Annotated in this window: 13 protein-coding genes; 7 read left to right on the top strand and 6 right to left on the bottom strand. The window is 71.2% G+C overall.

Translation table 11 applies throughout. The features are described 5' to 3' along the window. Nucleotides 1-9 precede the first annotated feature (9 nt). From cysS to ABD286_RS12890, 3 genes are all read left to right on the top strand, one after another. On the top strand, nucleotides 10-1,467 hold the full coding sequence (gene cysS / locus ABD286_RS12900) for a cysteine--tRNA ligase (RefSeq protein ID WP_344194058.1): 1,458 nt from the start codon (nucleotides 10-12) through the stop codon (nucleotides 1,465-1,467). After that, complete coding sequence (gene rlmB / locus ABD286_RS12895) at nucleotides 1,467-2,465, top strand: 23S rRNA (guanosine(2251)-2'-O)-methyltransferase RlmB (RefSeq protein WP_344194056.1); 999 nt, start codon at nucleotides 1,467-1,469, stop codon at nucleotides 2,463-2,465. The genes cysS and rlmB overlap by 1 nt, the downstream gene beginning before the upstream one ends. 98 nt (nucleotides 2,466-2,563) lie before the next feature. Beyond that, on the top strand, nucleotides 2,564-3,115 hold the full coding sequence (locus ABD286_RS12890) for a hypothetical protein (protein WP_344194054.1): 552 nt from the start codon (nucleotides 2,564-2,566) through the stop codon (nucleotides 3,113-3,115). Nucleotides 3,116-3,191: 76 nt separating this feature from the next. On the opposite strand, the gene ABD286_RS12885 is transcribed toward ABD286_RS12890, so the two are convergent. From ABD286_RS12885 to ABD286_RS12870, 4 genes are all read right to left on the bottom strand, one after another. Then, nucleotides 3,192-3,758 (bottom strand): RDD family protein, encoded by a 567-nt coding sequence (locus ABD286_RS12885; protein WP_344194051.1) that lies wholly within the window; start codon nucleotides 3,756-3,758, stop codon nucleotides 3,192-3,194. Continuing rightward, nucleotides 3,755-4,366 carry an RDD family protein gene (locus ABD286_RS12880; protein WP_344194049.1) on the bottom strand — a complete coding sequence of 204 codons (612 nt, stop codon included), beginning with the start codon at nucleotides 4,364-4,366 and terminating at the stop codon, nucleotides 3,755-3,757. The genes ABD286_RS12885 and ABD286_RS12880 overlap by 4 nt, the downstream gene beginning before the upstream one ends. 215 nt (nucleotides 4,367-4,581) lie before the next feature. Continuing rightward, nucleotides 4,582-5,832: a DUF4032 domain-containing protein gene (locus ABD286_RS12875; protein ID WP_344194047.1), complete on the bottom strand. Its 1,251-nt coding sequence runs from the start codon at nucleotides 5,830-5,832 to the stop codon at nucleotides 4,582-4,584. 120 nt (nucleotides 5,833-5,952) lie between these two features. Continuing rightward, on the bottom strand, nucleotides 5,953-7,062 hold the full coding sequence (locus ABD286_RS12870) for an ABC transporter ATP-binding protein (RefSeq protein ID WP_344194045.1): 1,110 nt from the start codon (nucleotides 7,060-7,062) through the stop codon (nucleotides 5,953-5,955). A gap of 293 nt (nucleotides 7,063-7,355) precedes the next feature. Here ABD286_RS12870 and ABD286_RS12865 point away from each other — a divergent pair, with 293 nt between their 5' ends. Further along, nucleotides 7,356-8,369 (top strand): LacI family DNA-binding transcriptional regulator, encoded by a 1,014-nt coding sequence (locus ABD286_RS12865; RefSeq protein WP_344194043.1) that lies wholly within the window; start codon nucleotides 7,356-7,358, stop codon nucleotides 8,367-8,369. Between the two features lie 79 nt (nucleotides 8,370-8,448). Here ABD286_RS12865 and otsB read toward each other — a convergent pair whose 3' ends face one another. Beyond that, nucleotides 8,449-9,255, bottom strand: a complete 807-nt coding sequence (gene otsB, locus ABD286_RS12860) for a trehalose-phosphatase (RefSeq protein ID WP_344194041.1) — start codon at nucleotides 9,253-9,255, stop codon at nucleotides 8,449-8,451. Further along, nucleotides 9,252-10,679, bottom strand: a complete 1,428-nt coding sequence (locus ABD286_RS12855; RefSeq protein ID WP_344194039.1) for an alpha,alpha-trehalose-phosphate synthase (UDP-forming) — start codon at nucleotides 10,677-10,679, stop codon at nucleotides 9,252-9,254. Before ABD286_RS12855 ends, otsB begins: the two co-directional genes overlap by 4 nt. A 109-nt stretch (nucleotides 10,680-10,788) precedes the next feature. On the opposite strand from ABD286_RS12855, the gene ABD286_RS12850 reads away from it, so the two are divergent. The 3 genes from ABD286_RS12850 to ABD286_RS12840 are packed head-to-tail and all read left to right on the top strand — an operon-like array spanning nucleotide 10,789 to nucleotide 14,488. Beyond that, entirely contained in the window at nucleotides 10,789-11,217 is a 429-nt protein-coding gene (locus tag ABD286_RS12850) for a CBS domain-containing protein (RefSeq protein ID WP_344194037.1), read from the top strand. Between the two features lie 41 nt (nucleotides 11,218-11,258). Further along, complete coding sequence (locus ABD286_RS12845) at nucleotides 11,259-12,989, top strand: serine/threonine-protein kinase (RefSeq protein WP_344194035.1); 1,731 nt, start codon at nucleotides 11,259-11,261, stop codon at nucleotides 12,987-12,989. Then, nucleotides 12,989-14,488, top strand: a complete 1,500-nt coding sequence (locus tag ABD286_RS12840; RefSeq protein ID WP_344194033.1) for a threonine/serine exporter family protein — start codon at nucleotides 12,989-12,991, stop codon at nucleotides 14,486-14,488. Before ABD286_RS12845 ends, ABD286_RS12840 begins: the two co-directional genes overlap by 1 nt. The last annotated feature ends 170 nt before the right edge of the window (nucleotides 14,489-14,658 follow it).

Raw genomic sequence — 14,658 nt, 5'->3', positions numbered from 1 at the left:
CTTGCGCCCGTGAGTCTTCGCCTGTACGACACCGCCGCGCGGCAGCTGCGCGACTTCACCCCCTTGGTGCCCGGCAAGGTGGGGATCTACATCTGTGGGCTCACGACCCAGAGCCAGCCGCACATCGGCCACGTCCGTTTCGCCGTCGCCTTCGACGTGTTGCGCCGGTGGCTCGAGGGCCGTCACGGCTACGACGTCTCCCTGGTCCGCAACGTCACCGACATCGACGACAAGATCCTGGCCAAGTCCGCGGAGGCCGGCGAGGAGTGGTTTGCCCTCTCCTACCGCAACGAGGTCGCCACGGCAGCCGCGCTCGCGTCGCTGGGGGTCCTGCCCCCGACCTACGAGCCGCGCGCGACCGGGCACATCACCGAGATGGTCGAGCTGATGGACACCCTCGTCGAGAAGGGTCACGCCTACGCGGCCACCGACGGCAGCGGCGACGTCTACTTCGACGTCAAGAGCTTCCCGGAGTACGGATCGCTCACCCACCAGAAGATCGAGGACATGGAGGCGGCGCAGGACGCCGACCCGCGCGGCAAGCGCGACCCCCGTGACTTCGCGCTCTGGAAGGGACGCAAGGAGTCCGAGCCGGCGACCGCCTCGTGGCCGACGCCGTTCGGGGTCGGCCGCCCGGGCTGGCACCTCGAGTGCTCGGCCATGGCGCGCAAGTACCTCGGTGACGCCTTCGACATCCACGGTGGCGGCGTCGACCTGCGCTTCCCGCACCACGAGAACGAGCAGGCACAGTCGCACGCGGCCGGCCTCGGCTTCGCCAACTTCTGGCTGCACAACGCCTGGGTCACCCTGGGCGGCGAGAAGATGAGCAAGTCGCTCGGCAACAGCCTGGTCGTCTCCGAGGTCACCAAGGTCGCCCGTCCGCTGGCGCTGCGCTACTACCTCACGGCCGCGCACTACCGCTCGACTATCGACTTCTACGAGGGTTCGCTGCGCGAGGCCGAGGCCACCGTGGCGCGCATCGAGGGCTTCCTCGCCCGCGCCCTGCGGGCGCTGCCCGACGGCACGTCGACGACGCCCGACCACAGCACCGTCCCTGATGCGTATGCCGCGGCGATGGACGACGACCTCAACGTGAGCGGTGCGCTCGCGGTCGTCCACGACACCGTGCGGGCCGGCAACACCGCGCTCGACGACGGCGACGACGAGGCGGTGGCGACGGCGTTCGCCGCGGTCGTCGCCATGACCGACCTCCTGGGGGTCAACCCCCTCGACCCGCAGTGGGGCACCGACACCACGTCGGGCTCCGGCGACGCCCAGGGCGCCCTCGACGCCCTCGTGCAGGTCCAGCTCGAGGCCCGGGCCGCGGCCCGGGCAGCACGCGACTTCGCCACGGCGGACGCGATCCGCGACCAGCTCGGGCTGGCCGGCATCGTCATCGAGGACACCGCGTCGGGAGCGAACTGGTCGCTGGCCCGGCGGGACAACGAAGAGACAGGCGACATCTGATGGCAGGCAACTCCCAGCGCCGCGGCGCGATCCGCAAGGGCGCGTCCAAGAAGGGTGCATCGGTCGGCTCCGGCGGCCAGCGTCGTCGTGGTCTCGAGGGCAAGGGGCCCACGCCGCGGGCGGAGGACCGCCCCAACCACAAGGCGCACAAGATGGCCAAGGCCGCTGCCAAGAGCGGCGGTCCGTCCGGGCCGCGCAGCTCCGGCGGCTCCGGCTCGCGCGGCGGCAGCTCGCGACGCGGTGGCAAGGCCTCCAGTGAGATCGTCGCCGGCCGCAACTCGGTCGTCGAGGCGCTGCGTGCCGACATCCCCGTCACCACGATGTACGTCGCCGGGCGCATCGACGCCGACGACCGCGTCCGTGAGGCCCTGAAGACCGCCACCGCCAAGGGCATCGCCATCCTCGAGACGCCCCGGGGTGAGCTCGACCGCATCACCGACGGAGCCGTCCACCAAGGCCTGGCCCTGCAGGTGCCGCCCTACGAGTACGCCCACCCCCAGGACTTCATCGACCCGCAGGTGCCCGGCATCCCGCTCGTCGTGGCCCTGGACGGCATCACGGACCCGCGGAACCTCGGCGCGATCATCCGGTCCGTCGCGGCCTTCGGTGGCCATGGTGTCGTCGTGCCGGAGCGCCGCTCCGTCGGCATGACCGCGAGCGCCTGGAAGACCTCTGCCGGTGCGGCGGCCCGGGTGCCGGTGGCGTTGGCCTCCAACCTGACCCGCGCCCTGGAGGAGTACCGCAAGGCCGGTTTCTTCATCCTCGGCCTCGACATGGACGGTGACGTCGAACTGCCCGGACTCGCCCTGGCGACCGAGCCGATCGTCATCGTCGTGGGCTCCGAGGGCAAGGGCCTGTCGCGCCTCGTCAGCGAGACCTGCGACCAGATCGTCTCCATCCCCATGTCGGCGGCGACCGAGTCGCTCAATGCCGGCATCGCGACCGGTGTGACGCTCTACGAGGTCGCGCGTCGTCGCGCGGAGGCCAAGCAGGGCTGAGCAGGGGCGTCAATCAGGGCAAACCGGCAGGCCTTCCGCTAGCGTTCCCAGCGTCGCGCCCATGGGGGGAGCGGCGACCCGTTCGAAGGGAACGACACATGTCTGACTACGGAAACCCGCCGCCTCCGCCCGGACCGCAGGGCGGCGGCTACGGCCAGATGCCCCAGTTAGACCCGAGCCAGGCGCCGCCTGCCGCCGCGGTCACGCGTCCGCCGGCCATGGACCAGGCCGTCCTGCTCATGAAGGTCGGGGCAGGTCTCAGCGTCCTCGGCCTGCTGCTGTCGCTGTTCATGCGGGACGCCGTGCGCGACGCGGTGGAGAAGTCCAGCACCAGCCTCACGCCTGCCCAGGTCGACAGCGCCGTGACCATCGGCACCGCGACGGGCATCGTCTTCGGCCTCATCGGCGTCGGGCTGTGGCTCTGGATGGCCTCGGCGAACGGCAAGGGCAAGTCGTGGGCGCGGATCGTGGCCACGGTGTTCTTCGGCTTCAGCGTCCTCGGGCTGCTGAGCACCGTGATCCAGCCCGGTCCGGTCGTCTCCAAGCTGCTCACGGTGGTGTCGACCCTGTTGGGCGCGTACATCATCGTCCTGCTCTGGAAGAAGGAGTCCTCGGAGTTCTACCGGGCCTCCTCCGGGCCGCGGGCCTGACGCCGGCGGCGCCATACGCAGTGAAGGGCGGTGACCACCACGGGTGGTCACCGCCCTTCGTCGTCCCTGCGTGGAGTCAGGAGCTGGGGACCCGCACCACGAGCGTCTTGACGACCTTGTCGGCGAAGGTCTGGCGCTTGGAGTCCCACAGCGGCCAGAGGTAGCCGATGTAGGCGAAGCCGTCGAGCGTGTGGGCGATCTCGCGCACGAACGCCATGCCCGGGCCGACGGGCTGGCCGGTGTGCTCGTCGACGAGCTTGATGCCCAGGACCTTCTTGCCGATGCTCTGGCCGGTACGGCCCTGGCGCAGGACGCGGTTCCACAGCACCAGGCCAAGGGCGAGCAGGAAGCCGACCGCGATGAGCACGATCCCGGTCACGACCAGCCCGCGGCTGGCATCGTCCGGTTCGTACTCGATCGTCGTGGTGTCGTAGCCGCTGCCGGCTCCCGTGATGATGAGCACGAACCCGATGACGTAGGGGATCGCGGCGACCAGGGCGACGAGCGAGTCGATGATGGAGGCGCCGACGCGGGTGCCCCAGTCGGCGAGCGGGCCCCAGGGCCCGTCGAAAGACCTGTCGAACCCACCGGAGGGATGACCGGTCGCGGGCTGGAGGTATGGCGTCGGCGGCTGCTCGGTCATGCCGGGAGGCTACCGGGGAGCTGACCCGGGGCCGTGTCGCCGGCCCCAGGCGCCGGCGCCGGTGCAGGCCCGGGTGCAGCCACCGCGTGGGCCACGACGCTGCCGACGATCTTGTCGGCGAAGGTCTGCTTCTGCCGGTCCCACAGCGGCCAGAGGTAGCCGAGGTAGAAGAACCCGTCGAGGACGTGCGCGAGCTCTCGCAGGAACGACGTCCCGGCGCCGATGGGCGTGCCGCTCGTCGCACTCACGAGGTGCAGGCTCAGCGCGGACTTGCCGATGCTCTGCCCGGTGCGGCCCTGCTGGATGACGCGGTTCCAGATGAAGGCGACGAGCGCGAGGACCGAGCCCAGCAGCATCAGCCCGGTCGCCAGCAGCAGGGTGCCGAGGTCGACCGACGAGGACGAGCTGGGCGGGTTCGTCGAGACGACGGTGAGGCCCGGGAGTGCGCCGGCGAGGACGAACCAGCCGACGAAGTACGGCGTCAGGGCCACGAGGTAGAGGGCCTCGTCGATGAGCCGCGCGGCGACGCGCCGTCCCCACCCCGCCATCGGGACCCAGTGGCCCGACACGACGCCGTTGGCGGTCGTCAGCTGCTCGTGCTCGCTCATGGTCGTCCCCTTGCCGCCACCGTGTCCCGCCCCCGGGCCCGGCGGAAAAGGTAGCGCCCGGACCGGGACCGGCGAGGCGGATTCGGGACTTCTCGATCCCCACAGGGAGAGGGGACGAGGGGAAGGTGACGAGGGGAGGGTGACGATTGGAGGGTGACGAGGGAGGGTGACGATTGGAGGGGCCGCCGGCCGCCCTACCGTCCCCGGACACCGTCCTACCGGTCGTCGAACATCGCGACGACCGGCATCTCCACCGTGTCGACGCCCACGACCCTGGCCTCGTCCGGCTTGTTCGGCAGGACCGTCGCGACGTAGTCCCGGATCGCGTCCTCGATCGGCACGTCGTGCCCGGCCCGCTCGGACATGTACCAGCGGTGCTCCAGCACCTCGTGGAAGAGCTCGGCCGGCTCGAGCTTGGCAGCCATGTCGCGCGGCACGGTCCGGGTGATCGGCTCGTAGATCCTGGCCAGCCAGTCGTGGGCCACGATCTCCTCGTCGTCGTTCTGGCGGTCGGTGCCGGCACGGTAGGAGTCGAGGTCGTTGAGCAGGCGACGGGCCTGGTTCTCCTCGACGTCGAGCCCGGTGAGGCGCAGGAGACGACGGGAGTGGTGACCCGCGTCGACGACCTTGGGCTGGATCTGGATCGTGGTGCCGTCGAAGTCGGTGGAGATGGCGAGCTCGCCGACGTCGAACCCCAGCTCGTTGAGCCGGCGGATGCGCTCGTCGACCCGCCACCGGTCGCCGCGCTCGAAGCGTTCGAGACCGGTCAGCTCGTCCCAGAGCTCGGTGTAGCGGGTGACGATCCGGTTGGAGGTGTCCACGGCGTCGGTGCCCGCCTCGAGGAAGCCGCCGGCCTCGAGGTCCATCAGCTCGCCGGCGATGTTGACGCGGGCGATGTCGAGGTCGTGCTCGCGCTGGCCGTCGGTGAGCGACTGGTGCAGCTCACCGGTCTCGGCGTCGACGAGGTAGGCGGCGAAGGCGCCGGCGTCCCGGCGGAACAGGGTGTTGGACAACGACACGTCGCCCCACCAGAAGCCGCTGAGGTGCAGCCGGACGAGCAGCACCGCGAGGGCGTCGATGAGGCGGGTCGAGGTGCCCTCGCGCAGCGACTGGCTGAACAGGGCGCGGTAGGGCAGCGAGAACTGCAGGTGCTGGGTGATCAGGCAGGCGTCGAGCGGGTTGCCGTCGACGTCCACCCGACCGCTGACGACGCCGAACGGCTGGACGCAGGGGACCTCGATCTTGTTGAGCACCCGCAGCATCTGGTACTCGCGGGCGGCGATGTCGGCCTTGATCTCCTTGACCGCCAGGACCCGCCCGGAGAGCTTGACGAAGCGCACGACGTGACGCGAGATGCCTCGGGGCAGGGCGGCGAGGTACTCCTCCGGCCAGGTCTCCAGCGGGAGCTCCCAGGGGAGGTCGAGCAGGGCCGGGTCGGGCCGGGATGCGGTGATGTTCAGGGCCACGGGTCCATGCTCCCACTCAGGTCGTCGGGTGGGACGAGGTGTTCGCGTCGGTCCCGGACAGCCGTGTGGCCGGCCCCCTGCGCGGGAGCCGGCCACACGGCGTACACGGTGCTGCTGCGGTCAGTCGCCGAGGCGCAGACCGGACTGGGCGTCGAACAGGTGCACGTGACCGGTCTTGGGAGCCAGGTAGACCGTCTCGCCCTTCTGCGGGGGACGACGACCGTCGACGCGCGCGATGAACGGCTTCTCGGGGGCGTCGCTGTCCTCCTCGTCCACGTGCTGGGCGGCCTTGGTGGAGCCGTAGATGTACGCGTCGGCGCCGAGCTCCTCGACGACGTCCACGGTCACGGCGATGCCGTGGCCGTCGGTGCGCAGCTCGAGGTCCTCGGGACGGACACCCAGCGTGAGGTTCTTGCCCGAGGCGCCCGAGAGGCGGTCGCGCTCGACGGCGACGGTCGAGTCACCCACGAGGACACCACCATCGGTGGACTCGACCTCGAGGAGGTTCATGGCGGGGGAGCCGATGAAGCCGGCGACGAAGACGTTGTTCGGGTGGTCGTACATGCGGCGAGGGCTGTCGCACTGCTGCAGGATGCCGTCCTTGAGGACCGCGACGCGGTCGCCCATCGTCATGGCCTCGACCTGGTCGTGGGTGACGTAGACGGTGGTGACGCCGAGGCGACGCTGCAGCGAGGCGATCTGGGTGCGCGTCTGGACGCGGAGCTTGGCGTCGAGGTTCGACAGCGGCTCGTCCATGAGGAACACCTGGGGGCTGCGGACGATGGCGCGGCCCATGGCGACGCGCTGGCGCTGGCCACCGGAGAGGGCCTTCGGCTTGCGCTCGAGGTAGGGCGTGAGGTCGAGGATCTTGGCAGCCTCCTCGACGCGCTTGCGGATCTCGCCCTTGTCGACGCCGGCGATCTTGAGCGCGAAGCCCATGTTGTCGGCGACCGTCATGTGCGGGTAGAGCGCGTAGTTCTGGAAGACCATGGCGACGTCGCGGTCCTTGGGGGACAGGTTGGTGACGTCGCGGTCACCGATCCAGATCTTGCCGGCGTTGACCTCTTCGAGGCCGGCCAGCATGCGCAGGGAGGTGGACTTGCCACAGCCGGACGGGCCGACGAGGACGAGGAACTCGCCATCCTCGATGTCGATGTTGAGCTTGTCGACAGAGGGCTTGTCGTTGCCGGGGTAGAGGCGGGTGGCCTCGTCGAACTTCACAGTTGCCATGGGCGTCTTTGCCTTTCCTTCACCGGCAGGAACGTGCCGGACGATCCGTTGTAAAGGTGGAACACCGGCGACATCGGTGTCGTCGGTGAGGTCAGTCTGTCGGAGCGAGGGCGGTTTGACCACCTCCCATCCGCAGGATGGAAACGTTTGCGCAGCGAGTGTGCGTCGCGTCGCCCTCGCTGGCGCCGCTCGACGACCGCTCCCGAGGTGAAACTTCTTGCACGGACGTGACCGGGGAGGCTGCAAGTTCTTGCTAGATTGCGCAGCCACACCAGCTACGGGGGAGGGACGTCGTGAAGGCGAGACTGGCCGACATCGCGGTCCATGCGGACGTCAGCGAGGCGACGGTCAGCAGGGTGCTCAACGGCAAGCCCGGGGTGGCCGAGTCCACCCGCGAGGCCGTGCTGCACTCCCTCGACGTGCTCGGCTACGACCGGCCCTCGCGGCTGCGGCGCAAGTCCGCCGACCTCGTCGGCCTGATCGTCCCCGAGCTCACCAACCCGATCTTCCCGGCCTTCGCGCAGATCATCGAGACGGCCCTCGCGCGCCACCAGTTCACCCCGGTCCTGTGCACGCAGACCCCCGGTGGGGTGCACGAGGACGAGTACGTCCAGATGCTCCTCGACCGCGGCGTCGCCGGGATCATCTACGTCTCGGGCCAGCACGCCGACGTCACCGAGGACACCGACCGCTACGCCGCCCTGCGCGAACGCGGCCTGCCGATCGTCCTGGTCAACGGCTACCAGCAGGGCATCGACGCCCCGTTCATCTCCAACGACGACGTGGCGTCCATGGAGCTGGCGCTGACGCACCTCGTGCAGCTCGGCCACACCCGCATCGGGCTCGCCATCGGCCCCGACCGGTTCGTGCCGGTCATCCGCAAGATCGCGGGCTTCCGGTCCTCGATGCACACGCTGCTCGGCCGCGACGACGTGGAGGAGCTCATCGAGCGCACGATGTTCTCCGTCGAGGGTGGCGACACCGCTGGTGCCCGGCTCCTCGACAAGGGCTGCACCGCCGTCGTCTGCGGCTCCGACCTCATGGCCCTCGGGGCGATCCGCGCAGCCCGGCGCGCGGGCCTGCGGGTGCCGGAGGACTTCTCCGTCGTCGGGTACGACGACTCACCGCTCATCGCCTTCACCGACCCGCCGCTGACGACCGTCCGCCAGAGCGTGCAGCCGATGGCGGAGGCCGCGGTCCGGGCGCTGCTCGACGAGATCCGTGGCGAGCCGACCCCGCGGGCGGAGTACGTCTTCCGTCCCGAGCTCGTCGTCCGTGCCTCGACCGGAGCCGTGCCCAGACGCTAGCTCCTCCGCCTGGTGGCGCACCCCTTGCTCGCGGTTTCCTCGCGGTTCGATGTGAACGCGCCGGGGATCCCCGGCGCGTTCACATCGCAAGGGGGTCGGTGGCGGTGGTGGCGGCGGCGCGGAGGGTGCGCAGGAGGGACAGCGCCTGGGCTGCGTCCTGCGGACCGGCGACGCGGAACCGCGCGGCGGTCTCCCCGTCGCCGACCTTCACCGTGAGGTCGTCGTCGCCGAGGGCGCTGAACGCGTGCTCGTCGGTCACGTCGTCGCCGAAGTAGGCCACGTGGGTGGCCCCGACGGCGTCGCGCAGGGCGACGAGCGCGGTGCCCTTGTCGGCCTGCAGGACGCTCATCTCCACCACCTGCTTGCCGTGCAGGACGTGCAGGCCGGTATGGCGCGCGGCCACCTCGAGCGCCGCCTGCTCGGCCTCGGCGGCGGGTTCGTCCGCCATCCGGCGCGTGTGCAGCACGACGGCGCTCGGCTTGTGCTCGAGGTAGACCCCCTCGGACAGCCCGGCGCACAGGTCCTCGAGCTCGGCCGTCAGGGCGGTCAGGTGCTCACGCTGGGCGTCGGTCAGCTCGGTGCCACCGGCGTCGTCCGCGGCCTCGCTGGACTCCGCGCCGTGGCTCCCGATCCGGGTGACGCTGCTGTCGCCCAGACCGGTCAGCTCGGTGAGGGTGGCCAGGTCGCGACCGGACACCACGGCCGCCCACGTCTGCGGGTAGCCGTGCAGGGCACGCAGGTCCTCGATCGTCCCCGGGAGCGGGGCGGACGTGGACGGGTCGAGCACGAGCGGGGCCAGCACGCCGTCGAAGTCGGTGGCCACGAGGACCCGGTCCCGCTCGGCGAAGAGCGCGGCTGCCTCGCGGAGGTCGGCAGGGAGGGTCACGAGCCGCCCTTCTCGGGGGCGTTGGCGAGGTTGTCGAGGAAGCGGGCAGCCCAGCGCTGGACGTCGTGGTCGGCGACCCGGCGTCGCATGGCGCGCATGAGGCGGCGCTTCTCCTTGTCGGGCGTCTCGATGGCCCGCATGATCGTCTGCTTAAGGCCCTCGATGTCGTGCGGGTTGCAGACGAACGCCTGGTGCAGCTCGTGGAAGGCGCCGGTGAACTCGGAGAGCACGAGCGCGCCGCCGTCGTCGTAGCGGCAGGTGACGTACTCCTTGGCGACGAGGTTCATGCCGTCGCGCAGCGGGGTGACGAGCAGGACGTCGGCCGCGAGGTAGAGGGCCGCCATCTCCTGCCTGGGGTAGGAGTGGTGCAGGTACTGCACCGCCGGTGCGCCGATGTCGCTGAACTCGCCGTTGAGCCGCCCCACCTCGCCCTCGATCTCGTTGCGCAGGTCACGGTAGGCGTCCACCCGCTCGCGGCTGGGGGTTGCGACCTGGACGAACATCTGCTTGGGCGGGGAGACGCGGCCCTCCTCGAGGAGCTCGCCGTAGGCCTTGATCCGGTGGCCGATGCCCTTGGTGTAGTCGAGCCGGTCAACCCCGAGGATGAGCGTCTCCGGGTCTCCGAGGGACTCGCGGATCTCGGCCGCGCGGGCCTTGGTCTCCGGCTTCTTGGCGAGCTCCTCCAGCCCGACGAAGTCGATGGAGATCGGGACGGCGCTGGCCCGCACGCGTCGGGCGCCCTCGGACCGGGACTCCGAGACGGTGTCGCCCTTGGTCGGCAGGTTGAGCAGCTGGCGGCAGGCACGGATGAAGTTCTGCGCGTCGGCGACCCGCTGGAAGCCGAGGTAGTCGGCGCCGAGCAGGCCCTCGAGGATGGCGCGTCGCCACGGCAGCTGGGCGAACAGCTCGACCGGGGGGAAGGGGATGTGGTTGAACCACCCGATCCGCACGTCGGGCCGCATCTCACGGACCATCGCCGGCACGAGCTGGAGCTGGTAGTCGTGCACCCAGACCGTCGCACCCTTGGCGGCGACGTCGCAGATGGCCTCGGCGAACCGACGGTTCACGGCCTCGTAGGACGCGAACCAGAAGCGGTGGAACGTCGCCGACACGATGACGTCGTGGTAGATCGGCCACAGGGTGTCGTTGCTGAAGCCCTCGTAGTAGTGGGCGACCTCGTCCTCGGAGAGTGCGACGGGACGCAGGTACATGTCGTCCTCGACGAAGGGCTCGGGGGCATCGCCCGCCTCGCCGGCCCACCCGACCCAGGCGCCTTCCCGGCCGCGCATCACGGACTCCATCGCGGTGACGAGGCCACCTGGGCTGGTGCGCCACGACTCGGTGCCGTCCGCGTCGACGACGCGGTCGACGGGCAGGCGGTTGGCGGCGATCACGAGGTCGAACTGTGTGGCGGTGCGGGGCACTGGTTCATCAACTCCGGGTTCTGGTTCGGCCCCAACCCTATGACCCGCCGCGCAGGACTGCCTCGGATCTCCCCTAGCGAGGACCCCCGCTGCGGTCTACCGTCTGACCATGAAGATCTCGGATGTGGTGCGTCGCAAGGGTGACCAGGTCGTGACCGTCCGCCCGGACGAGACGGTCGAAAGGCTCCTCCAGCTGCTCGACGAGCACCGCATCGGTGCGGTGGTGGTGAGCACGGACGAGACCGCCGTGGACGGCATCGTGAGCGAGCGCGACATCGTGCGCCACCTGCACAGCAAGGGTGCCGCGGTGCTCGCCCTGCCGATCTCGGCGATCATGACCGCCGAGGTGACGACCTGCGACCCCGAGGTCGCGATCGAGGACCTTGCCCGCACCATGACGGACCTGCGCATCAGGCACGTCCCCGTCGTCGTGGAGGGTCGGCTCCAGGCGATCGTCAGCATCGGCGACATCGTCAAGCACCGGATCGACGAGCTCCAGACCGAGCGCGACCAGCTCGTCGGCTACATCCAGCAGTAGCCCTCCCCGATTCCCCCAGCCGCCTCCCTTACCGTAGGAGGATGCGGACGGAGGCCATCGAGGGGAGCGACGGCGGCGAGGGCACCAGCGCGCCCGAGGGGCCCCGGGTCGGTCCGTACCGCCTGATCCAGCAGATCGGCGAGGGCGGCATGGGGGTCGTCCACCTCGCCCTCGACCGGCACGGACGAGCCGTCGCGCTCAAGCTGCTGCGCCCCCACATCGCCCACGACACCGACGCGCGGACGCGCCTGGCCCGCGAGGTCGACGTGCTGGGGAGGATCAGGGACCCGCGGGTCGCCGCGGTCATCGACGCCGACCTCGACGGTGAGCGCCCCTACCTCGTCACGCGCTACGTGCCCGGGCCGGCGCTCGACGACGTCGTCAGGGAGCACGGCCCGATCAAGGGCGGGGAGCTGCTGTCGCTGGGCCGCGGCCTGGCCGAGGCGCTTGACGCGATCCACTCCGCCGACGTCATCCACCGCGACCTCAAGCCTGCGAACGTCCTGCTCCTCGACGGCGACCCCGTCCTCATCGACTTCGGGATCGCGCACGTCGCCGACGACGTCCGGATCACGATGACCGGTCTGGTGATGGGCACCCCCGGATACCTCTCGCCCGAGGTGGTCGAGGGAGCGCCGGTGACCGAGGCCACCGACTGGTGGGGCTGGGCCGCCACGCTCGCCTTCGCCGCCAGTGGCGCGCCGCCCTTCGGCCGTGGCCCGATGGACGTCGTGCTCAACCGCGTCAGCCGCGGCGAGGCCGACCTCACCGGTGTCGACCCCCGGCTCGCCCCACTCCTGCACGCCGCGCTGTCCCCGGAGCCGCACCAGCGCCCCGACGCGGACGAGGTGGTGGAGGCGCTCGAACGCTATGCCGCGGGCAAACCGGTGACCGCCGTGCTCAGCGCGCCCCCGCGCCATACGCAGGTGCTCGAGCAGGGGCCCACGGCACGGTTCGACCGTCCGGCGGCAGCTCCCGTCGCACCGCTGTCGCGCCGCCCCGTGGGGCCGGTGGCCCTCCCGGTGGACCGGGACGACGACCCGTACGTCGGCCCTGACGACGAGCGCGACTGGGACGGCGGTGCCGACCTCGTGGGGTTCGGCGAGGTGGAGGGGGAGTCCTCCGACTGGGAGGCCGCCCGGGAGGGCGGGCCGGGCGAGCCCGACCCGCGCATCGGGCGGGCCGGCCGGACCGGCACCCTGCTCGCACTGCTCCTCGCGATGGTCGCTGCAGCAGCGGCCTTCCCCGTCGTGGCGGGCGTGGTTGCCCTGCTCTGGTCGTGGGCGGCGCGGACCGCGGACCGTTCGGTGACGTCGCTCGTCCTGCGCCGGCACGACCGCGGGCGGCGGCGCTCCGACGTCCCGTTCGCCGTGGCGGCCAGCCCGTGGCACCTCGTCGTCGGCCTCGTGGCGACGGTGGTCAGCGCGATCCTGCCTGCGGTCGTGGGGGTGTGCGCGGTGTTCAGCGCGGCGCTGGCGATCGTGGCGGTGACCGGGGGTTCGCCCGAGCCCGACCACTCAGGGCCGATCGCCGTGGGCGCGGCCGTCGCCGGCCTGATGGCGTGGTGGGGACCCGGGGGAGCCGGCCTGCGCCGGGGCTCGCGCAGCATCGTCCGGGGCACCACGCCGGGCCCGCGGGCGACCAAGGTCGCCGCGGGGCTCCTGCTCGTCGTCGCTGCCGGGTTCGCGGTCTGGAGCCTCCAGCAGGGTGCGGTGCCGCAGTGGTGGCCGACCCAGCAGCCTTCGGTCGCCGTGCCCGGCGTGGGCGCCTGATGGCCACCGGGGTCAACCCGCCGCCTCCGCTTCCCCCGCGCCGTCCGGCGAAGCGTCCGACGTTGCGGCAGAGCCGGATCTGGCGCGGTGAGGAGATCACCGACACCATCCCGATGGTCGACTCGCTGCGCCACACGCCCTACCGCAACGCCCGGGTGCGCCAGGCTGCGGCCGAGGAGCGCGACGCGCGGGCATCGCTCGACCTGGCCCTGCGGGTCGGGGAGCTCATGCTGCGCTGCGGCGCCGGCGCCCCCCAGGTCGAGTCTTCGGTCATCGCGGTGGCCGCTGCCGCCGGGCTCGACAACCTCGAGGTCGACATCACGCTCCAGTCGCTGCTGGTGCAGTGCACGACGGCGTCCGGCTCACCCATCACCATGCTGCGTGTCGTGCGTTCGGCGACGCGTGACTTCGACCGGCTGACCGCCGTCCACGAGTTCGTCGAGAACCTCGTCGCCGGCAGCTACGACCTCGAGGCGGCTGCCGCACGGCTGCGCGAGATCCGCCGGGCCCCGAGGTTCTGGCCGCGGTGGATGGTGCGTGGCTCGCTCGGCGTCCTGTCGGCCGCCATCGCCCTGATGCTCGGCGCGGGGATCGTCGCGTCGCTCGTCGCGGGCGGGTCGGCCCTGCTCGTCGGGTATGCAGCGCGCGCCACGGGCCGTCGCGGCCTCCCGGACTTCTACCAGTGCGCGATCGGTGGGTTCCTCGCGACCGTGATCGCCTGGGGCGCGTTCAGCCTGGGGGCGAACGGGTGGATCCCGGTGTCCTCGGAGGAGTTCGCGTTCATCGTCGCCGGTGGCATCACCGTGCTGCTCCCGGGTCGCACCGTCGCCTCGGCCTTCGAGGACGCCATCTCCGGCTACTCGGTGACCGGCGCCGGTCGGATGTTCGGGGTGTTCCTGACCACGGCCGGCATCATCCTCGGGGTCGCCACCGGCCTGTCGGTGACGCTGGCGCTCACCTCGACGTTCGACCTGCAGCTGGTCTCGCCGTCCGTGATGTCGACCCGTGCCCTCAGCGCGCCGGTGCTCCTGGCCGTCGTGGGTGCCTTCGTCGTCGGCATGTCCGGTGCCGTCTCGCTGCGCAGCCGCCGCAACCTCGTCGTGCCGGCGGGGGTGCTGTCCGCGGTCGGTGTGGGCGTGTCCCTGGGTGTCGACCGGCTCGACGCCCTGGGCCAGCTCGCGGCCGCCGGGGTCGCGGCGACGGTGCTCGGGTTCGCCGGCCGCCTCCTCGCCCTGCGCATGGGGGCGCCCGCGATGGTGCTGGCCGTCCCCGCGTCCTACGGCCTGCTGCCGGGTCTGGCGATCTTCCGCGGCCTCTACGAGATGGTGAACGGTTCGTCTCCGGACTCCGGCAGCCTCTCGCTCCAGGGTGGCATCACGACGCTGCTGGGGGCGATGGCCGTGCTGCTGGCCATCGCGGCGGGCAGCGTGCTCGGGGAGTTCATGGCAGCGCCGTTCGACCGCCGGATGGTGCAGAAGCGTCGGGTCCGTCGCCGCTGACGGCACCAGCCCACGGCACAAAAGGGACGAACGCGCCATACCCACTTCGGCTTGTTTTTCGGCCAGCGGCTTGTCCCGGAGGCGCGCGCGCCTTACCTTTGACCAGCGCATTCGCGCCCACAACTGCACACCACTGCATTCCCATCCACTGCACACCCGCCGCGCCGAGC

The organism is Pedococcus aerophilus (assembly GCF_039532215.1).
Lineage (GTDB): Bacteria > Actinomycetota > Actinomycetes > Actinomycetales > Dermatophilaceae > Pedococcus > Pedococcus aerophilus.
This window is presented reverse-complemented; position numbering and strand designations above follow the sequence as displayed.

What these genes read in the sequence shown, in the direction of transcription:
- ABD286_RS12880 (WP_344194049.1), bottom strand. Translation starts at nt 4,366, where the DNA reads ATGAGCGAGCACGAGCAGCTGACGACCGCCAACGGCGTCGTGTCGGGC.
- ABD286_RS12850 (WP_344194037.1), top strand. Translation starts at nt 10,789, where the DNA reads ATGAAGATCTCGGATGTGGTGCGTCGCAAGGGTGACCAGGTCGTGACC.
- ABD286_RS12885 (WP_344194051.1), bottom strand. Translation starts at nt 3,758, where the DNA reads ATGACCGAGCAGCCGCCGACGCCATACCTCCAGCCCGCGACCGGTCAT.
- ABD286_RS12890 (WP_344194054.1), top strand. Translation starts at nt 2,564, where the DNA reads ATGTCTGACTACGGAAACCCGCCGCCTCCGCCCGGACCGCAGGGCGGC.
- ABD286_RS12870 (WP_344194045.1), bottom strand. Translation starts at nt 7,062, where the DNA reads ATGGCAACTGTGAAGTTCGACGAGGCCACCCGCCTCTACCCCGGCAAC.
- ABD286_RS12840 (WP_344194033.1), top strand. Translation starts at nt 12,989, where the DNA reads ATGGCCACCGGGGTCAACCCGCCGCCTCCGCTTCCCCCGCGCCGTCCG.
- rlmB (WP_344194056.1), top strand. Translation starts at nt 1,467, where the DNA reads ATGGCAGGCAACTCCCAGCGCCGCGGCGCGATCCGCAAGGGCGCGTCC.
- ABD286_RS12845 (WP_344194035.1), top strand. Translation starts at nt 11,259, where the DNA reads ATGCGGACGGAGGCCATCGAGGGGAGCGACGGCGGCGAGGGCACCAGC.